The organism is Pseudomonas sp. PDM09, assembly GCF_014852305.1.
Lineage (GTDB): Bacteria > Pseudomonadota > Gammaproteobacteria > Pseudomonadales > Pseudomonadaceae > Aquipseudomonas.
This window is the reverse complement of record NZ_JACVBI010000001.1, coordinates 244762-260709: the sequence shown is the minus strand read 5'-3', so window position 1 is coordinate 260709 and position 15948 is coordinate 244762. Positions and strand designations below refer to the sequence as shown.

Below are 15948 nucleotides of genomic sequence, written 5' to 3'. Positions count from 1 at the left end.
TGACTGATTAGTCGTATTAGACTAAAGATGTAGTGCTTGAAAAAAAGCACTACAAAACGTTTGACGAGCCAAAAAAGCAAAGGCATGATGGCCTCGCTCCCGCTAATCAGAGGCCCTGGCAAGGGCTTTCGAGTCGCTGTTCGCACCTACCCCGCGAGCCGATTCGTGTCTGTACCGCCCACAAGGTGTGTTTGACGAGGTTGCCGACTGGAACGAAGTTGTCCCGAGGGACGGAAGCGTAATTAGGTAACCCGGCTCCACACTGAAGTTCGCACCAAGGCCCACGACGCCCGAATGCGCCCGACAGTTCGCCCTTACCTGCTCACTTTCCCCTCGAGCCCATCGTTCATCCCGTCGCCATCCCCGCCGAACCCGACTTGACCGCCTAAGCTTCTGGTCAGCGAGCAGCCTTTTACGCCCCTTTGAAATGCGCATTTGGCAGGAGCAGGAATTTTCACCAAGAACGACTTTTTATCAAAGACGCGACGAGGTTTATCTCCATGGCACTGACACGCGAACAGCAAATTGCAGCCCTCGAAAAAGATTGGGCTGAAAACCCGCGCTGGAAAGGCGTGACACGCAATTACTCCGCTGCTGACGTCGTCCGTCTGCGTGGCTCGGTTCAACCTGAGCACACCTTTGCAAAAATGGGCGCCGAGAAGCTTTGGAACCTGGTCACCCAGGGTGCCAAGCCGTCCTTCCGTCCTGAGAAAGATTTCGTCAACTGCATGGGCGCCCTGACCGGCGGCCAGGCTGTGCAACAAGTCAAGGCCGGTATCCAGGCGATCTACCTGTCGGGCTGGCAAGTAGCTGCGGACAACAACTCCGCCGAATCGATGTACCCGGATCAGTCGCTGTACCCGGTGGATTCGGTTCCAACCGTGGTCAAGCGCATCAACAACTCGTTCCGTCGCGCTGACCAGATCCAGTGGAAAGCCGGCAAGAACCCGGGCGACGAAGGCTACATCGACTACTTCGCGCCGATCGTGGCTGACGCTGAAGCCGGCTTCGGTGGTGTACTGAACGCTTACGAGTTGATGAAGAGCATGATCGAAGCAGGCGCCGCCGGCGTTCACTTCGAAGACCAACTGGCTTCCGTGAAAAAATGCGGCCACATGGGCGGCAAGGTACTGGTTCCTACCCAGGAAGCTGTGCAGAAGCTGACCGCTGCTCGTCTGGCAGCTGACGTTGCCGGTACACCGACCATCATCCTGGCTCGTACCGACGCCAACGCGGCTGACCTGCTGACGTCCGACTGCGACCCGTATGACCAGCCATTCGTGACTGGCGAACGCACCCAGGAAGGCTTCTACAAAGTACGCGCCGGTCTCGACCAGGCCATCGCTCGCGGCCTGGCCTACGCACCGTTCGCCGACCTGATCTGGTGCGAAACCGCCAAGCCGGATCTGGACGAGGCTCGTCGCTTCGCTGAAGCGATCAAAAAGGAATACCCGGACCAACTGCTGTCGTACAACTGCTCGCCTTCCTTCAACTGGAAGAAAAACCTGGACGACGCGACCATCGCCAAGTTCCAGCGCGAACTGTCCGCCATGGGTTACAAGCACCAGTTCATCACCCTGGCCGGCATTCACAATATGTGGCACAGCATGTTCAACCTGGCGCACGACTACGCCCGCAACGACATGACTGCCTATGTGAAGCTGCAAGAGCAAGAGTTCGCTGACGCTGCCAAGGGTTACACCTTCGTGGCTCACCAGCAGGAAGTGGGCACCGGCTACTTCGACGACATGACCACCGTGATTCAGGGTGGCACGTCCTCGGTGACCGCGCTGACCGGTTCGACCGAAGAAGAACAGTTCCACTGATCTGCTTCATCTGAGTAAACGGCCGTTGCGGACCGAATAAAAGCTAACCGCAACGCTGCACATCTGACGCCCCGACTGGTTCGGGGCGTTTTTTTGTCTGCGTTTTTTTGACCACTGCAAAACCCTGTGGGAGCTGGGCTTGCCCGCGATGGCGGCCTGTCAGTCAACACCTACTGTGTCTGATACACCGTCATCGCGGGCAAGCCCGGCTCCCACAGGGAACGGGTCAACCCACAAAATTTTCCGAAACACATTGATCCAGAGCAGTTTCACGACCCGGAGAATCAGGTAAAACGACCGTGCTCGCTACTTGCAGTAACGCGCATATAAGACAACTTCCCAGCCATTCACCCGTTAAACAGTTTGAAAACCGCGACAAATAATATTGATTATCATTTAGCGGCAAGTATGTTCGTTACATTCCCTACAAAACATATTTGACAAAACCCCCGCTAATGCCCGAGCGGCATGGGCTACAGGGCTTTGGAGGCACGCTATGTCCTTATTCTTGTAAATAATTTCGCTATCTGAATTTTACTTGCTCGGTGTTTAGCCATAAAATCACCGCGATTGATTGCTGCGACATATCGTCACTGCTTTGTTTCTTTTCAAGCTCAGAGACCTTTGCTCTCTGTTAAGGATTTCCAGCATGCCCGAAGCGACCGGACTCATGGCCCACAACTGGGGCTTTGCCATTTTCCTTCTGGGTGTCGGCGGCCTTTGCGCCTTCATGCTCGGCGTCTCCAGCCTCCTCGGGTCAAAAGCCTGGGGCCGCAGCAAAAACGAACCGTTCGAGTCCGGCATGCTACCTACCGGTGGCGCCCGCTTGCGGCTCTCAGCCAAATTCTATCTGGTCGCGATGCTCTTCGTGATCTTCGATATCGAAGCCCTTTTTCTCTTTGCCTGGTCTGTGTCCGTCCGCGAAAGCGGCTGGACCGGATTCGTCGAAGCTCTCGTTTTCATAGCAATTCTGTTGGCAGGTCTTGTCTACCTATTTCGAGTGGGCGCCCTTGACTGGGCTCCGGCAGCTCGTCTGAAGCGGCAAGCGAAGCTGAAACAATGAGGCTTTGGCAATGCAATACAATCTCACCAGGATCGACCCCGATGCTCCTAACGAGCAGTATCCGATTGGCAAACGGGAAACCGTTTCCGATCCGTTAGAAGATCAAGTCCACAAAAACATTTTCATGGGCAAGCTCGAAGACGTGCTCAACGGCACGATCAACTGGGGGCGCAAGAACTCCCTGTGGCCGTATAACTTCGGTCTTTCGTGCTGCTACGTGGAAATGACCACCGCCTTCACGGCGCCCCACGACATCGCGCGCTTTGGCGCCGAGGTTATCCGGGCATCGCCGCGTCAGGCGGATTTCATGGTTATCGCCGGTACCTGCTTCATCAAGATGGCGCCGATCATTCAGCGTCTCTACGAGCAAATGCTCGAGCCCAAATGGGTCATCTCCATGGGTTCGTGCGCCAACTCCGGTGGCATGTACGACATCTACTCCGTCGTTCAAGGGGTGGACAAGTTCCTGCCCGTGGACGTCTACGTGCCTGGCTGCCCGCCCCGCCCTGAAGCTTTTCTGCAAGGCTTGATGCTGTTGCAGGAGTCGATTGGCCAGGAGCGTCGTCCACTTTCCTGGGTCGTTGGTGATCAAGGCGTCTATCGCGCCGAGATGCCTTCCGAAAAGGAAAAGCGCCGCGAACAGCGTATTCAGGTAACCAACCTGCGCAGCCCCGACGAAGTCTGATCCAGATCTGTTCTTACAAAGAAACGAGAAACTGGCTTCATTCTTTACGTTGACCGAAAGCGATAAATAACCATGACTACAGGCAGTGCTCTGTACATCCCGCCTTACAAGGCAGACGACCAGGATGTGGTCGTCGAACTGAACAATCGTTTTGGCCCGGAGGCGTTCAGCGCCCAGCCGACCCGCACCGGCATGCCGGTGCTTTGGGTTGCCCGCGCCAAACTCGTCGAAGTCCTGACCTTCCTGCGTAACCTGCCCAAGCCGTACGTCATGCTCTATGACCTGCACGGCGTGGACGAGCGTCTGCGCACCAAGCGTCAAGGGCTGCCAAGCGGCGCCGACTTCACTGTGTTCTATCACTTGATGTCGATCGAACGTAATAGTGACGTAATGATCAAGGTCGCCTTGTCCGAGAGCGACCTCAGCGTGCCGACCGTTACCGGTCTGTGGCCGAACGCCAATTGGTACGAGCGTGAAGTGTGGGACATGTACGGCATCAACTTTGCCGGTCACCCGCACCTGACCCGCATCATGATGCCGCCGACCTGGGAAGGTCACCCGTTGCGCAAGGACTTCCCGGCCCGCGCCACCGAGTTCGACCCGTTCAGCCTGACCCTGGCCAAGCAACAGCTTGAGGAAGAAGCCGCGCGCTTCAAGCCTGAAGACTGGGGCATGAAGCGTTCCGGTGCGAACGAGGACTACATGTTCCTCAACTTAGGTCCCAACCACCCTTCGGCGCACGGTGCGTTCCGCATCATTCTGCAGCTGGACGGTGAAGAGATCGTCGACTGCGTGCCGGACGTCGGTTACCACCACCGTGGTGCCGAGAAGATGGCCGAGCGTCAGTCCTGGCACAGCTTCATTCCGTACACCGACCGTATCGACTACCTCGGCGGCGTGATGAACAACCTGCCGTACGTGCTTTCGGTCGAGAAGCTGGCCGGCATCAAGGTGCCCGAGAAGGTCGACGTCATCCGCATCATGATGGCCGAGTTCTTCCGGATCACCAGCCACCTGCTGTTCCTGGGGACTTACATCCAGGACGTCGGCGCCATGACCCCGGTGTTCTTCACCTTCACCGACCGCCAGAAGGCGTACACGGTGATCGAAGCCATCACCGGTTTCCGTCTGCACCCGGCCTGGTACCGCATCGGTGGCGTCGCTCACGACCTGCCGCGCGGCTGGGAAAAACTGGTCAAGGATTTCGTCGAGTGGATGCCCAAGCGTCTGGACGAATACCAGAAAGCCGCACTGGACAACAGCATCCTGCGTGGCCGGACCATCGGCGTCGCCGCCTACAACACCAAGGAAGCCCTGGAATGGGGCGTCACCGGTGCCGGCCTGCGTTCCACCGGTTGCGATTTCGACCTGCGTAAGGCTCGCCCTTACTCCGGCTACGAAAACTTCGAATTCGAAATCCCGCTGGCGGCCAATGGCGATGCCTACGACCGTTGCATCGTTCGCGTCGAAGAAATGCGCCAGAGCCTCAAGATCATCGAGCAGTGCATGCGCAACATGCCGGAAGGCCCGTACAAGGCGGATCACCCGCTGACCACGCCGCCACCCAAAGAGCGCACGCTGCAACACATCGAGACCCTGATCACGCACTTCCTGCAAGTTTCGTGGGGCCCGGTCATGCCGGCCAACGAATCCTTCCAGATGATCGAAGCGACCAAGGGCATCAACAGTTATTACCTGACGAGCGATGGCGGCACCATGAGCTACCGCACCCGGATTCGTACTCCAAGCTTCCCGCACCTGCAGCAGATCCCTTCGGTGATCAAAGGCAGCATGGTCGCGGACTTGATCGCGTACCTGGGTAGTATCGATTTCGTTATGGCCGACGTGGACCGTTAAGCATGAACAGCACGCTTATCCTGACAGACCGTTTCGCCCTGAGCGAAACCGAGCGCTCGGCCATCGAGCATGAGCTGCATCACTACGAAGACCCGCGCGCGGCGTCGATCGAAGCCCTGAAGATCGTCCAGAAGGAACGTGGCTGGGTGCCTGACGGCGCGCTCTACGCCATCGGCGAGATCCTCGGCATCCCGGCCAGCGACGTTGAAGGCGTGGCGACGTTCTACAGCCAGATCTTCCGTCAGCCTGTGGGCCGTCACATCATTCGCGTCTGCGACAGCATGGTCTGCTACATCGGCGGCCACGAGTCGGTGGTCAGCGAAATCCAGAGCAAGCTGGGCATCGGCCTGGGTCAGACCACCGCCGACGGTCGCTTCACCCTGCTGCCGGTCTGCTGCCTCGGCAACTGCGACAAGGCGCCGGCGTTGATGATCGACGACGACACGTTCGGTGATGTGCAGCCTGCCGGTGTTGCCAAATTGCTCGAGGGCTACGTATGACCCTGACTTCCTTCGGTCCTGCCAACCGCATCAAGCGTTCGGCCGAGACTCACCCGCTCACCTGGCGTCTGCGTGACGACGGCGAAGCCGTTTGGCTCGACGAGTACCAGGCCAAGAACGGTTACGCCGCTGCGCGCAAGGCCTTCGCCGACATGGCCCAGGACGACATCGTCCAGACCGTGAAAGACTCCGGCCTCAAGGGCCGCGGCGGTGCAGGCTTCCCCACGGGCGTGAAGTGGGGCCTGATGCCCAAGGACGAATCCATCAACATCCGCTACCTGCTGTGCAACGCGGATGAGATGGAGCCGAACACCTGGAAAGACCGCATGCTGATGGAGCAACTGCCCCATCTGCTGATCGAAGGCATGCTGATCAGTGCTCGCGCGCTGAAAACCTACCGTGGCTACATCTTCCTGCGTGGCGAATACACCACCGCCGCCAAGCACCTGAACCGTGCCGTGGAAGAAGCCAAGGCAGCAGGCCTGCTGGGTAAAAACATCCTGGGCAGCGGCTTCGATTTCGAACTGTTCGTCCACACCGGCGCCGGGCGTTACATCTGCGGTGAAGAAACCGCACTGATCAACTCCCTCGAAGGCCGCCGCGCCAACCCGCGCTCCAAGCCGCCCTTCCCTGCCGCCGTGGGCGTGTGGGGCAAGCCGACTTGCGTGAACAACGTTGAAACCCTGTGCAACGTGCCGGCGATCATTGCCGACGGCGTGGACTGGTACAAATCGTTGGCCCGCGAAGGCAGCGAAGACATGGGCACCAAGCTCATGGGCTTCTCCGGCAAGGTCAAGAACCCGGGCCTGTGGGAATTGCCGTTCGGCGTCACCGGTCGCGAGTTGTTCGAAGACTACGCCGGCGGCATGCGCGACGGTTACAAGCTCAAGTGCTGGCAGCCAGGCGGCGCCGGTACCGGATTCCTGTTGCCGGAACACCTGGACGCACAAATGTATGCCGGCGGCATCGCCAAAGTGGGCACCCGTATGGGTACCGGCCTGGCCATGGCGGTGGACGACAGCGTCAACATGGTGTCGTTGCTGCGCAACATGGAAGAGTTCTTCTCCCGCGAATCCTGTGGCTTCTGCACCCCGTGCCGTGACGGTCTGCCGTGGAGCGTCAAGCTGCTGCGCGCGATCGAGAACGGTGAAGGCCAAGCCGGCGATATCGAGACCCTGCTGGGTCTGGTCGGTTTCCTCGGCCCGGGCAAGACCTTCTGTGCACACGCACCGGGTGCCGTGGAGCCGTTGGGCAGCGCCATCAAATACTTCCGCCATGAGTTCGAAGCCGGCATCGCGCCTACCAGCGCCGTCGTCCCGCCTCTGGCAAAGCCGATCGTAGTCGGCGCGTAAACGCTTAAAAAAGCGAAGGGTCCGTGCCCTTCGCTTTGTCGTGTGATGACGCCGTAAACGGCTGTGTTGATTCACACGAATAACAAGATTCCATTAGCCACGCCCGCTGACACCGGGCCAACGAAGAACTTTGAACCATGGCCACTATCCACGTAGACGGCAAAGAGCTCGAAGTCGATGGGGCAGACAACCTGTTACAGGCGTGTCTGTCGCTAGGCCTCGATATCCCTTATTTCTGCTGGCACCCAGCCCTTGGCAGCGTTGGCGCTTGCCGCCAGTGCGCGGTCAAGCAGTACACCGACGAGAACGACAAGCGTGGTCGGATCGTCATGTCCTGCATGACCCCCGCCACCGACGGCAGCTGGATCTCCATCGACGACGAAGAAGCGAAAGTGTTTCGCGCCAGCGTCGTCGAATGGCTGATGACCAACCACCCTCACGACTGTCCGGTCTGTGAGGAAGGCGGTCACTGCCACCTGCAAGACATGACAGTGATGACCGGCCACAACGAGCGCCGCTATCGCTTCACCAAGCGTACTCACCAGAACCAGCAACTGGGGCCGTTCATTTCCCACGAAATGAACCGCTGCATCGCTTGCTATCGCTGCGTGCGCTTCTATAAAGACTACGCCGGCGGCACCGACCTCGGTGTATTCGGCGCCCACGACAACGTGTACTTCGGGCGCGTTGAAGACGGCACCCTCGAAAGCGAGTTCTCCGGCAACCTCACCGAGGTCTGCCCGACCGGTGTGTTCACCGACAAGACTCACTCCGAGCGCTACAACCGTAAGTGGGACATGCAGTTCTCGCCGAGCATCTGCCATGGCTGCTCCAGCGGTTGCAACATTTCCCCGGGCGAGCGTTACGGCGAACTGCGTCGCATCGAAAACCGTTTCAACGGTTCGGTGAACCAGTACTTCCTGTGCGACCGTGGCCGTTTCGGCTATGGCTACGTCAACCGCGAAGACCGCCCGCGTCAGCCACTGCTGGCCAACGGCGCCAAGCTGGGCCTGGACGAAGCACTGGATAAAGCCGCTGACCTGCTGCGCGGTCGCAACATCGTCGGTATCGGTTCGCCACGCGCCAGCCTCGAAAGCAACTACGCGTTGCTTGAACTGGTTGGCGCCGAGCACTTCTACTCCGGCATCGAAGCCGCTGAACTTGAGCGCATTCGCCTGGTTGTGCAGGTGCTCAAAGACAGCCCGCTGCCGATCCCGAACATGCGCGACATCGAAGATCACGATGCGATTTTCGTCCTCGGCGAAGACCTGACCCAGACTGCTGCGCGCATGGCCCTGGCCCTGCGTCAATCGGTCAAGGGCAAGGCCGAAGACATGGCCGACGCCATGCGCGTTCAGCCATGGCTCGATGCCGCAGTGAAGAACATCGGTCAGCACGCGCTGAACCCGCTATTCATCGCCAGCCTGGCTGAAACCAAGCTCGACGACGTGGCTGAAGAATGCGTTCACGCCGCTCCAGACGACCTGGCCCGCATCGGTTTCGCCGTGGCTCACGCCCTCGATGCCAGCGCGCCGGCCGTTGAAGGCCTGGACGCTGAAGCCCTTGAACTGGCTCAGCGCATCGCCAACGCCCTGCTCGCTGCCAAGCGTCCGTTGATCATTGCCGGTACCTCGCTGGGTTCCAAGGCGCTGATCGAAGCTGCAGCGAACATCGCCAAGGCCCTGAAGCTGCGCGAGAAGAACGGTTCCATCAGCCTGATCGTGCCAGAGGCCAACAGCCTCGGCCTGGCCATGCTCGGTGGTGACTCGGTCGACGCAGCCCTGCAAGCGGTGATCGACGGTAAGGCCGACGCCATCGTCGTGCTGGAAAACGATCTGTACACCCGTACCGACAAAGCTCGTGTCGATGCTGCCCTGAACGCCGCGGAAGTGGTAATCGTGGCGGACCATCAGAAGACCGCCACCAGCGATCGCGCGCACCTGGTGCTGCCAGCTGCCAGCTTCGCTGAAGGCGACGGTACGCTGGTCAGCCAGGAAGGCCGCGCCCAGCGTTTCTTCCAGGTCTTCGACCCGACTTACCTCGACGCAAGCATTCTGGTTCACGAAGGCTGGCGCTGGCTGCATGCCCTGCGTTCGACCCTGCTGAACCAGCCGATCGACTGGACCCAACTGGATCACGTCACCGCTGCCGTTGCTGCGAGCAAGCCGCAACTGGCGCGCATCGTCGATGCCGCACCGTCCGCCGCGTTCCGCATCAAAGGCCTGAAACTGGCTCGCGAACCGCTGCGTTACAGCGGCCGGACTGCCATGCGCGCCGACATCAGCGTGCACGAACCGCGTACTTCCCAGGACAACGACACCGCGTTCTCGTTCTCCATGGAAGGTTACTCGGGCTCGGTCGAACCGCGTCAGCAAGTACCCTTCGCCTGGTCTCCGGGCTGGAACTCGCCGCAAGCCTGGAACAAGTTCCAGGACGAAGTCGGTGGTCACATCCGCGCTGGCGACCCGGGCACTCGCCTGATCGAAAGCACCGGTGATTCGCTGAACTGGTTCGCCAGTGTTCCGCGCGCGTTCAACCCGGCTCCGGGCACCTGGCAGGTCGTGCCGTTCTTCCACCTGTTCGGCAGCGAAGAGAACTCTTCCAAAGCCGCTCCGGTCCAGGAACGCATTCCAGCCCCTTACCTGTCGCTGGCCAAGTCCGAAGCCGATCGTCTGGGCGTCAATGACGGTGCCCTGCTGAGCCTGAACGTGGCTGGCCAGACCCTGCGTCTGCCGCTGCGTATCAACGAAGAGCTGGGCGCCGGTCTGGTCGCCTTGCCGGCCGGTATCGCCGGTATTCCGCCAGCGATCTTCGGCAAATCCGTTGACGGTCTGCAGGAGGCAGCGCTATGACCTGGTTCACTCCTGAAGTGATCGACGTAATCATCGCGGTCCTCAAGGCCATCGTGATTCTGCTCGCCGTGGTGGTGTGCGGCGCGCTGCTGAGCTGGGTCGAGCGTCGTCTGCTCGCCCTCTGGCAGGACCGTTACGGTCCGAACCGCGTCGGCCCGTTCGGCGCGTTCCAGATCGCCGCCGACATGATCAAGATGTTCTTCAAGGAAGACTGGACCCCGCCGTTCGCCGACAAAGTGATCTTCACGTTGGCGCCGGTCGTGGCCATGAGCGCCTTGCTGATTGCCTTCGCGATCATCCCGATCACCCCGACCTGGGGCGTGGCGGATATCAACATCGGCATCCTGTTCTTCTTCGCCATGGCCGGTCTGTCGGTCTACGCGGTGCTGTTCGCCGGCTGGTCGAGTAACAACAAGTTCGCCCTGTTGGGCAGCTTGCGGGCCTCGGCACAAACCGTGTCGTACGAAGTGTTCATGGGCCTGTCGCTGATGGGCATCGTGATCCAGGTCGGCTCGTTCAACATGCGCGACATCGTTGAATACCAGGCGCAGAACCTGTGGTTCGTCATTCCGCAGATCTTCGGTTTCCTGACTTTCTTCATCGCTGGCGTCGCCGTGACTCACCGTCACCCGTTCGACCAGCCGGAAGCGGAACAGGAACTGGCCGACGGTTACCACATTGAATACGCCGGCATGAAATGGGGCATGTTCTTCGTCGGTGAGTACATCGGCATCGTGTTGATTTCGGCGCTGCTGGTGACCTTGTTCTTCGGTGGCTGGCACGGTCCGTTCGGCATTCTGCCGCAGATCCCGTTCATCTGGTTCGCACTGAAAACCGCGTTCTTCATCATGTTCTTCATCCTGTTGCGCGCCTCGATTCCGCGCCCACGGTATGACCAAGTGATGGATTTCAGCTGGAAGTTCTGCCTGCCGCTGACCCTCGTCAACATGCTGGTGACCGCTGCGGTCGTGTTGCTCAACACGCCCGCCGTCGCGGCTCAGTGAGGATAGAGAATCATGAAGTACATTTTTGACATCGTGCATGGCTTCTTCACCCAGCTTCGCAGCCTGGTGATGATCTTCGGCCACGCCTTCCGCAAGCGCGACACGCTGCAATACCCGGAAGAGGCGGTGTACCTGCCGCCGCGCTTCCGTGGCCGTATCGTGCTGACCCGCGACCCCGACGGCGAAGAACGTTGTGTAGCCTGCAACCTGTGCGCCGTGGCGTGCCCGGTCGGTTGCATCTCGCTGCAGAAAGCTGAAACCGAAGACGGTCGCTGGTACCCGGACTTCTTCCGCATCAACTTCTCGCGCTGCATTTTCTGCGGCCTCTGCGAGGAAGCCTGCCCGACCACCGCGATCCAGCTGACACCGGATTTCGAAATGGCCGAGTTCAAACGTCAGGACCTGGTGTACGAGAAAGAAGATCTGCTGATCTCCGGCCCCGGCAAAAACCCTGATTACAACTTCTATCGTGTTGCAGGTATGGCGATTGCCGGTAAGCCTAAAGGCGCCGCGCAGAATGAAGCCCAGCCGATCAACGTGAAGAGCTTGCTGCCTTAAGGAAGAAAGATGGAATTCGCTTTCTATTTCGCATCGGGTATCGCTGTTGTGTCCACGCTTCGCGTGATCACCAACACCAACCCCGTGCACGCCCTGCTCTACCTGATCATTTCGCTGATCGCCGTGGCCATGACGTTCTTCGCCCTCGGCGCACCGTTTGCCGGTGTACTGGAAGTGATCGCCTACGCCGGCGCCATCATGGTGCTGTTCGTGTTCGTGGTGATGATGCTGAACCTGGGCCCGGCCTCGGTTCAGCAAGAGCGCGTCTGGCTCAAGCCCGGCATCTGGCTGGGCCCGGTCGCACTCGGCGCCCTGCTGCTGGTTGAACTGCTGTATGTGCTGTTCAGCGATGCCAGCGGTCAGGCCATCGGCCACACCACCGTAGACGCCAAGGCCGTGGGCATCAGCCTGTTCGGTCCGTATCTGCTGGTGGTCGAACTCGCCTCGATGCTGCTGCTCGCCGCAGCGGTTACGGCATTCCACTTGGGCCGCAACGAAGCCAAGGAGCAATGACGATGCCTGCTATCCCTATGGAGCATGGTCTGGCGGTTGCCGGCATCCTGTTCTGCCTCGGTCTGGTCGGCCTGATGGTCCGGCGCAACATTCTCTTCGTGCTGATGAGCCTGGAGGTCATGATGAATGCCTCCGCGTTGGCGTTCATCGTTGCCGGTAGCCGCTGGGGTCAACCGGATGGACAGATCATGTTCATCCTGGTGATCAGCCTTGCAGCCGCCGAGGCCAGTATTGGCCTGGCGATTCTGTTGCAGCTGTATCGCCGCTTCCACACTCTCGATATCGACGCTGCCAGCGAGATGCGCGGATGAACCTTCTCTATTTGACTTTCCTGTTCCCCCTGATCGGTTTTGTGCTGCTGGCGTTCTCCCGGGGACGCCTCTCGGAAAACCTCTCGGCGCTGATCGGCGTCGGTTCCATCGGCCTGTCAGCGATCGTCGCGGCCTATGTGATCTGGCAGTTCAATGTTGCGCCACCGGAAGGTGGTCACTACACCCAGATGCTGTGGCAATGGATGGCGGTGGAAGGCTTTACGCCGACCTTCACCCTCTACCTGGACGGCCTGTCTGTGACCATGCTCGGCGTGGTGGTGGGCGTGGGCTTCCTGATCCACCTGTTCGCGTCCTGGTACATGCGTGGTGAAGCCGGTTACTCGCGCTTCTTCGCTTACACCAACCTGTTTATCGCCAGCATGCTGTTCCTGGTCCTGGCCGATAACCTGCTGTTCGTGTACTTCGGCTGGGAAGGCGTGGGCCTGTGCTCGTACCTGTTGATCGGTTTCTACTACAGCAACCGCAACAACGGTAACGCGGCACTCAAAGCCTTCATCGTGACCCGCGTCGGCGACGTGTTCATGGCCATCGGCCTGTTCATCCTGTTCCAACAGTTGGGCACGCTGAACATCCAGGAACTGCTGGTCAAGGCGCCTGAGCACTTCAAGGCCGGCGACTTCTGGATCGTTCTGGCGACCCTGATGCTGCTGGGCGGCGCTGTCGGTAAATCCGCGCAACTGCCGCTGCAAACCTGGCTGGCGGATGCGATGGCCGGCCCGACTCCGGTTTCGGCACTGATCCACGCCGCGACCATGGTGACCGCCGGTGTCTACCTGATCGCCCGTACCCACGGTCTGTTCGCCCTGGCGCCGGACATTCTGCACCTGGTGGGTGTTGTGGGTGGCGTGACGCTGGTGCTGGCAGGTTTTGCCGCACTGGTGCAGACCGACATCAAACGTATCCTCGCCTACTCGACCATGAGCCAGATCGGCTACATGTTCCTGGCGCTCGGCGTAGGTGCGTGGGACGGCGCGATCTTCCACCTGATGACCCACGCCTTCTTCAAGGCGCTGCTGTTCCTTGCATCCGGTTCGGTGATCGTTGCCTGCCACCACGAGCAGAACATCTTCAAGATGGGCGGCCTGTGGAAGAAACTGCCACTGGCCTACGCCAGCTTCATCGTCGGCGGCGCGGCCCTGGCGGCCTTGCCTCTGGTGACTGCGGGCTTCTACTCCAAGGATGAAATCCTTTGGGAAGCGTTCGCCAGCGGTAACCAGGGTCTGCTTTATGCCGGTCTGGTCGGTGCCTTCATGACCTCGCTGTACACCTTCCGCCTGATCTTCATCGCGTTCCACGGTGAAGCGAAGACCGAAGCCCACGCCGGTCACGGCATTGCTCACTGGCTGCCACTGTCGGTGCTGATCGTACTGTCGACGTTCGTCGGCGCGATGATCGTTCCGCCGCTGCACGGTGTACTGCCACAAAGCGTCGGCCATGCCGGCGGCGAAGCCAAGCACAGTCTGGAAATCGCCTCGGGCGCCATCGCCCTGGCCGGTATCCTGCTGGCCGCGCTGCTGTTTCTCGGCAAGCGTCGCTTCGTCACCGCCATCGCCAACAGCGGCGTCGGCCGCTTCCTTTCGGCCTGGTGGTTCGCTGCCTGGGGCTTCGACTGGATCTACGACAAACTGTTCGTCAAGCCTTACCTTGCGATCAGCCACATTCTGCGCAAAGACCCGCTCGACCAGACCATCGGTCTGATCCCGCGTATGGCCAAAGGCGGTCACACCGCCCTGAGCCGCACCGAGACCGGTCAATTGCGTTGGTATGCCGCCTCGATGGCTGCTGGTGCCGTGCTGGTAATCGGCGCCGTCGTGCTGGTAGCGGTCTGATATGAACCTTGCGAACTTGCGAAAGGAAACGAGCCCGTCATGATTCTGCCCTGGCTAATCCTGATCCCCTTCATCGGCGGCCTGCTGTGCTGGATGGGTGAGCGCTTCGGCGCCACCCTCCCCCGCTGGATTGCGCTGATCACCATGTCCCTGCTGCTCTCCCTCGGCCTCTGGCTGTGGGCCAACGGTGACTATTCATTTGCACCGGCGCCTGGCGCCGATCCGACCTGGGCGATTGAGTTCAAGCACGTCTGGATCCAGCGCTTCGGCATCAACGTGCACCTGGCCCTCGACGGCCTGTCGCTGTTGATGATCCTGCTGACCGGCCTGCTGGGTGTCCTCTCGGTACTCTGCTCGTGGAAAGAGATCCAGCGTCATGTGGGCTTCTTCCACCTGAACCTGATGTGGATCCTGGGCGGTGTCGTTGGCGTGTTCCTCGCCCTCGACCTGTTCATGTTCTTCTTCTTCTGGGAAATGATGCTGGTGCCGATGTACTTCCTCATCGCGCTCTGGGGTCACAGTTCTTCGGACGGCAAGAAAACCCGGATCTACGCGGCGACCAAGTTCTTCATCTTCACTCAGGCTTCCGGCCTGATCATGTTGGTGGCGATCCTGGGCCTGGTACTGGTCAACTTCAACGACACTGGCGTGATTACCTTCAACTACGCCGATCTGTTGAAAACCAAGATGTCGACGACCACCGAGTACATCCTGATGCTCGGCTTCTTCATCGCCTTCGCGGTCAAGCTGCCAGTCGTACCGTTCCACTCCTGGTTGCCTGACGCTCACGCCCAGGCGCCGACCGCGGGTTCCGTGGACCTGGCCGGTATCTTGTTGAAGACTGCGGCGTATGGCCTGCTGCGTTTCGCCCTGCCGCTGTTCCCGAATGCCTCGGCCGAGTTCGCGCCGTTCGCCATGACCCTGGGTCTGATCGGGATCTTCTACGGTGCCTTCCTGGCTTTCGCACAAACCGACATCAAGCGTCTGATCGCCTTCTCGTCCGTTTCCCACATGGGCTTCGTGTTGATCGGCATCTACTCCGGCAGCCAACTGGCGCTGCAGGGCGCAGTGATGCAGATGCTGGCGCACGGTCTGTCGGCCGCGGCACTCTTTATCCTCTCCGGTCAGCTGTACGAGCGTACCCACACCCGCGATATGCGTGAGATGGGTGGCCTGTGGTCGAAGATTGCCTACCTGCCGGCCCTCAGCCTGTTCTTCGCCGCCGCGTCCCTGGGCTTGCCGGCGACCGGTAACTTTGTCGGTGAGTTCCTGATCCTGATCGGCACCTTCGCCAGCGCGCCATGGGTCACCGTGATCGCCACATCCGGCCTGGTGTTCGGTTCGGTCTACTCGCTGATCATGGTCCACCGTGCCTTCTTCGGCCCGTCGAAATCGGACGCGGTGCTGCATGGCATGGACGGTCGCGAACTGATCATGGTGGTTGGGCTTGCGGCGCTGCTGATCTACATCGGCGTGTACCCGCAACCGTTCCTCGATACCTCTGCCGCGACGATGCATGGCGTGCAGCAGTGGCTCGGCACCGCCTTCACTCAACTCGCTTCGGCCCGGTAAGAGCG

General features: G+C 60.1%; 13 protein-coding genes. All 13 read left to right on the top strand.

The genetic code is table 11. The features are described 5' to 3' along the window. Nucleotides 1-500 precede the first annotated feature (500 nt). The 13 genes from aceA (at nt 501) to nuoM (ending at nt 15943) form a co-directional block, all read left to right on the top strand. The gene (gene aceA, locus IB250_RS01100; RefSeq protein ID WP_095053167.1) at nt 501-1826 is read left to right on the top strand and encodes an isocitrate lyase; all 1326 of its coding nucleotides are present in this window, start codon (nt 501-503) and stop codon (nt 1824-1826) included. Nucleotides 1827-2475: 649 nt separating this feature from the next. Beyond that, nucleotides 2476-2889, top strand: coding sequence for an NADH-quinone oxidoreductase subunit A (locus IB250_RS01095; RefSeq protein ID WP_007940868.1), 414 nt, complete (start codon nt 2476-2478; stop codon nt 2887-2889). A gap of 10 nt (nt 2890-2899) precedes the next feature. After that, on the top strand, nt 2900-3574 hold the full coding sequence (locus tag IB250_RS01090; RefSeq protein WP_007905053.1) for a NuoB/complex I 20 kDa subunit family protein: 675 nt from the start codon (nt 2900-2902) through the stop codon (nt 3572-3574). A gap of 72 nt (nt 3575-3646) precedes the next feature. Beyond that, a complete protein-coding gene (nuoC, locus tag IB250_RS01085) occupies nt 3647-5431 on the top strand; it encodes an NADH-quinone oxidoreductase subunit C/D (RefSeq protein ID WP_192342624.1) in 1785 nt (594 codons plus the stop codon). 2 nt (nt 5432-5433) lie between these two features. Beyond that, nucleotides 5434-5931: an NADH-quinone oxidoreductase subunit NuoE gene (gene nuoE / locus IB250_RS01080; RefSeq protein ID WP_007905058.1), complete on the top strand. Its 498-nt coding sequence runs from the start codon at nt 5434-5436 to the stop codon at nt 5929-5931. Continuing rightward, nucleotides 5928-7283, top strand: coding sequence for an NADH-quinone oxidoreductase subunit NuoF (gene nuoF, locus IB250_RS01075; RefSeq protein WP_008014896.1), 1356 nt, complete (start codon nt 5928-5930; stop codon nt 7281-7283). Before nuoE ends, nuoF begins: the two co-directional genes overlap by 4 nt. 137 nt (nt 7284-7420) lie before the next feature. After that, the gene (gene nuoG, locus IB250_RS01070) at nt 7421-10135 is read left to right on the top strand and encodes an NADH-quinone oxidoreductase subunit NuoG (protein WP_192342623.1); all 2715 of its coding nucleotides are present in this window, start codon (nt 7421-7423) and stop codon (nt 10133-10135) included. Next, the gene (gene nuoH / locus IB250_RS01065; protein ID WP_008014900.1) at nt 10132-11139 is read left to right on the top strand and encodes an NADH-quinone oxidoreductase subunit NuoH; all 1008 of its coding nucleotides are present in this window, start codon (nt 10132-10134) and stop codon (nt 11137-11139) included. Before nuoG ends, nuoH begins: the two co-directional genes overlap by 4 nt. A 12-nt stretch (nt 11140-11151) precedes the next feature. Beyond that, complete coding sequence (gene nuoI / locus IB250_RS01060) at nt 11152-11697, top strand: NADH-quinone oxidoreductase subunit NuoI (protein WP_008014903.1); 546 nt, start codon at nt 11152-11154, stop codon at nt 11695-11697. A gap of 9 nt (nt 11698-11706) precedes the next feature. Beyond that, nucleotides 11707-12210 carry an NADH-quinone oxidoreductase subunit J gene (gene nuoJ, locus IB250_RS01055; RefSeq protein ID WP_095631557.1) on the top strand — a complete coding sequence of 168 codons (504 nt, stop codon included), beginning with the start codon at nt 11707-11709 and terminating at the stop codon, nt 12208-12210. A 2-nt stretch (nt 12211-12212) separates the two neighbouring features. Continuing rightward, nucleotides 12213-12521, top strand: coding sequence for an NADH-quinone oxidoreductase subunit NuoK (gene nuoK, locus IB250_RS01050; protein ID WP_133838688.1), 309 nt, complete (start codon nt 12213-12215; stop codon nt 12519-12521). Next, a complete protein-coding gene (gene nuoL / locus IB250_RS01045; RefSeq protein WP_192342622.1) occupies nt 12518-14371 on the top strand; it encodes an NADH-quinone oxidoreductase subunit L in 1854 nt (617 codons plus the stop codon). Before nuoK ends, nuoL begins: the two co-directional genes overlap by 4 nt. 39 nt (nt 14372-14410) lie before the next feature. Continuing rightward, nucleotides 14411-15943 (top strand): NADH-quinone oxidoreductase subunit M, encoded by a 1533-nt coding sequence (nuoM, locus tag IB250_RS01040; RefSeq protein ID WP_123493768.1) that lies wholly within the window; start codon nt 14411-14413, stop codon nt 15941-15943. The last annotated feature ends 5 nt before the right edge of the window (nt 15944-15948 follow it).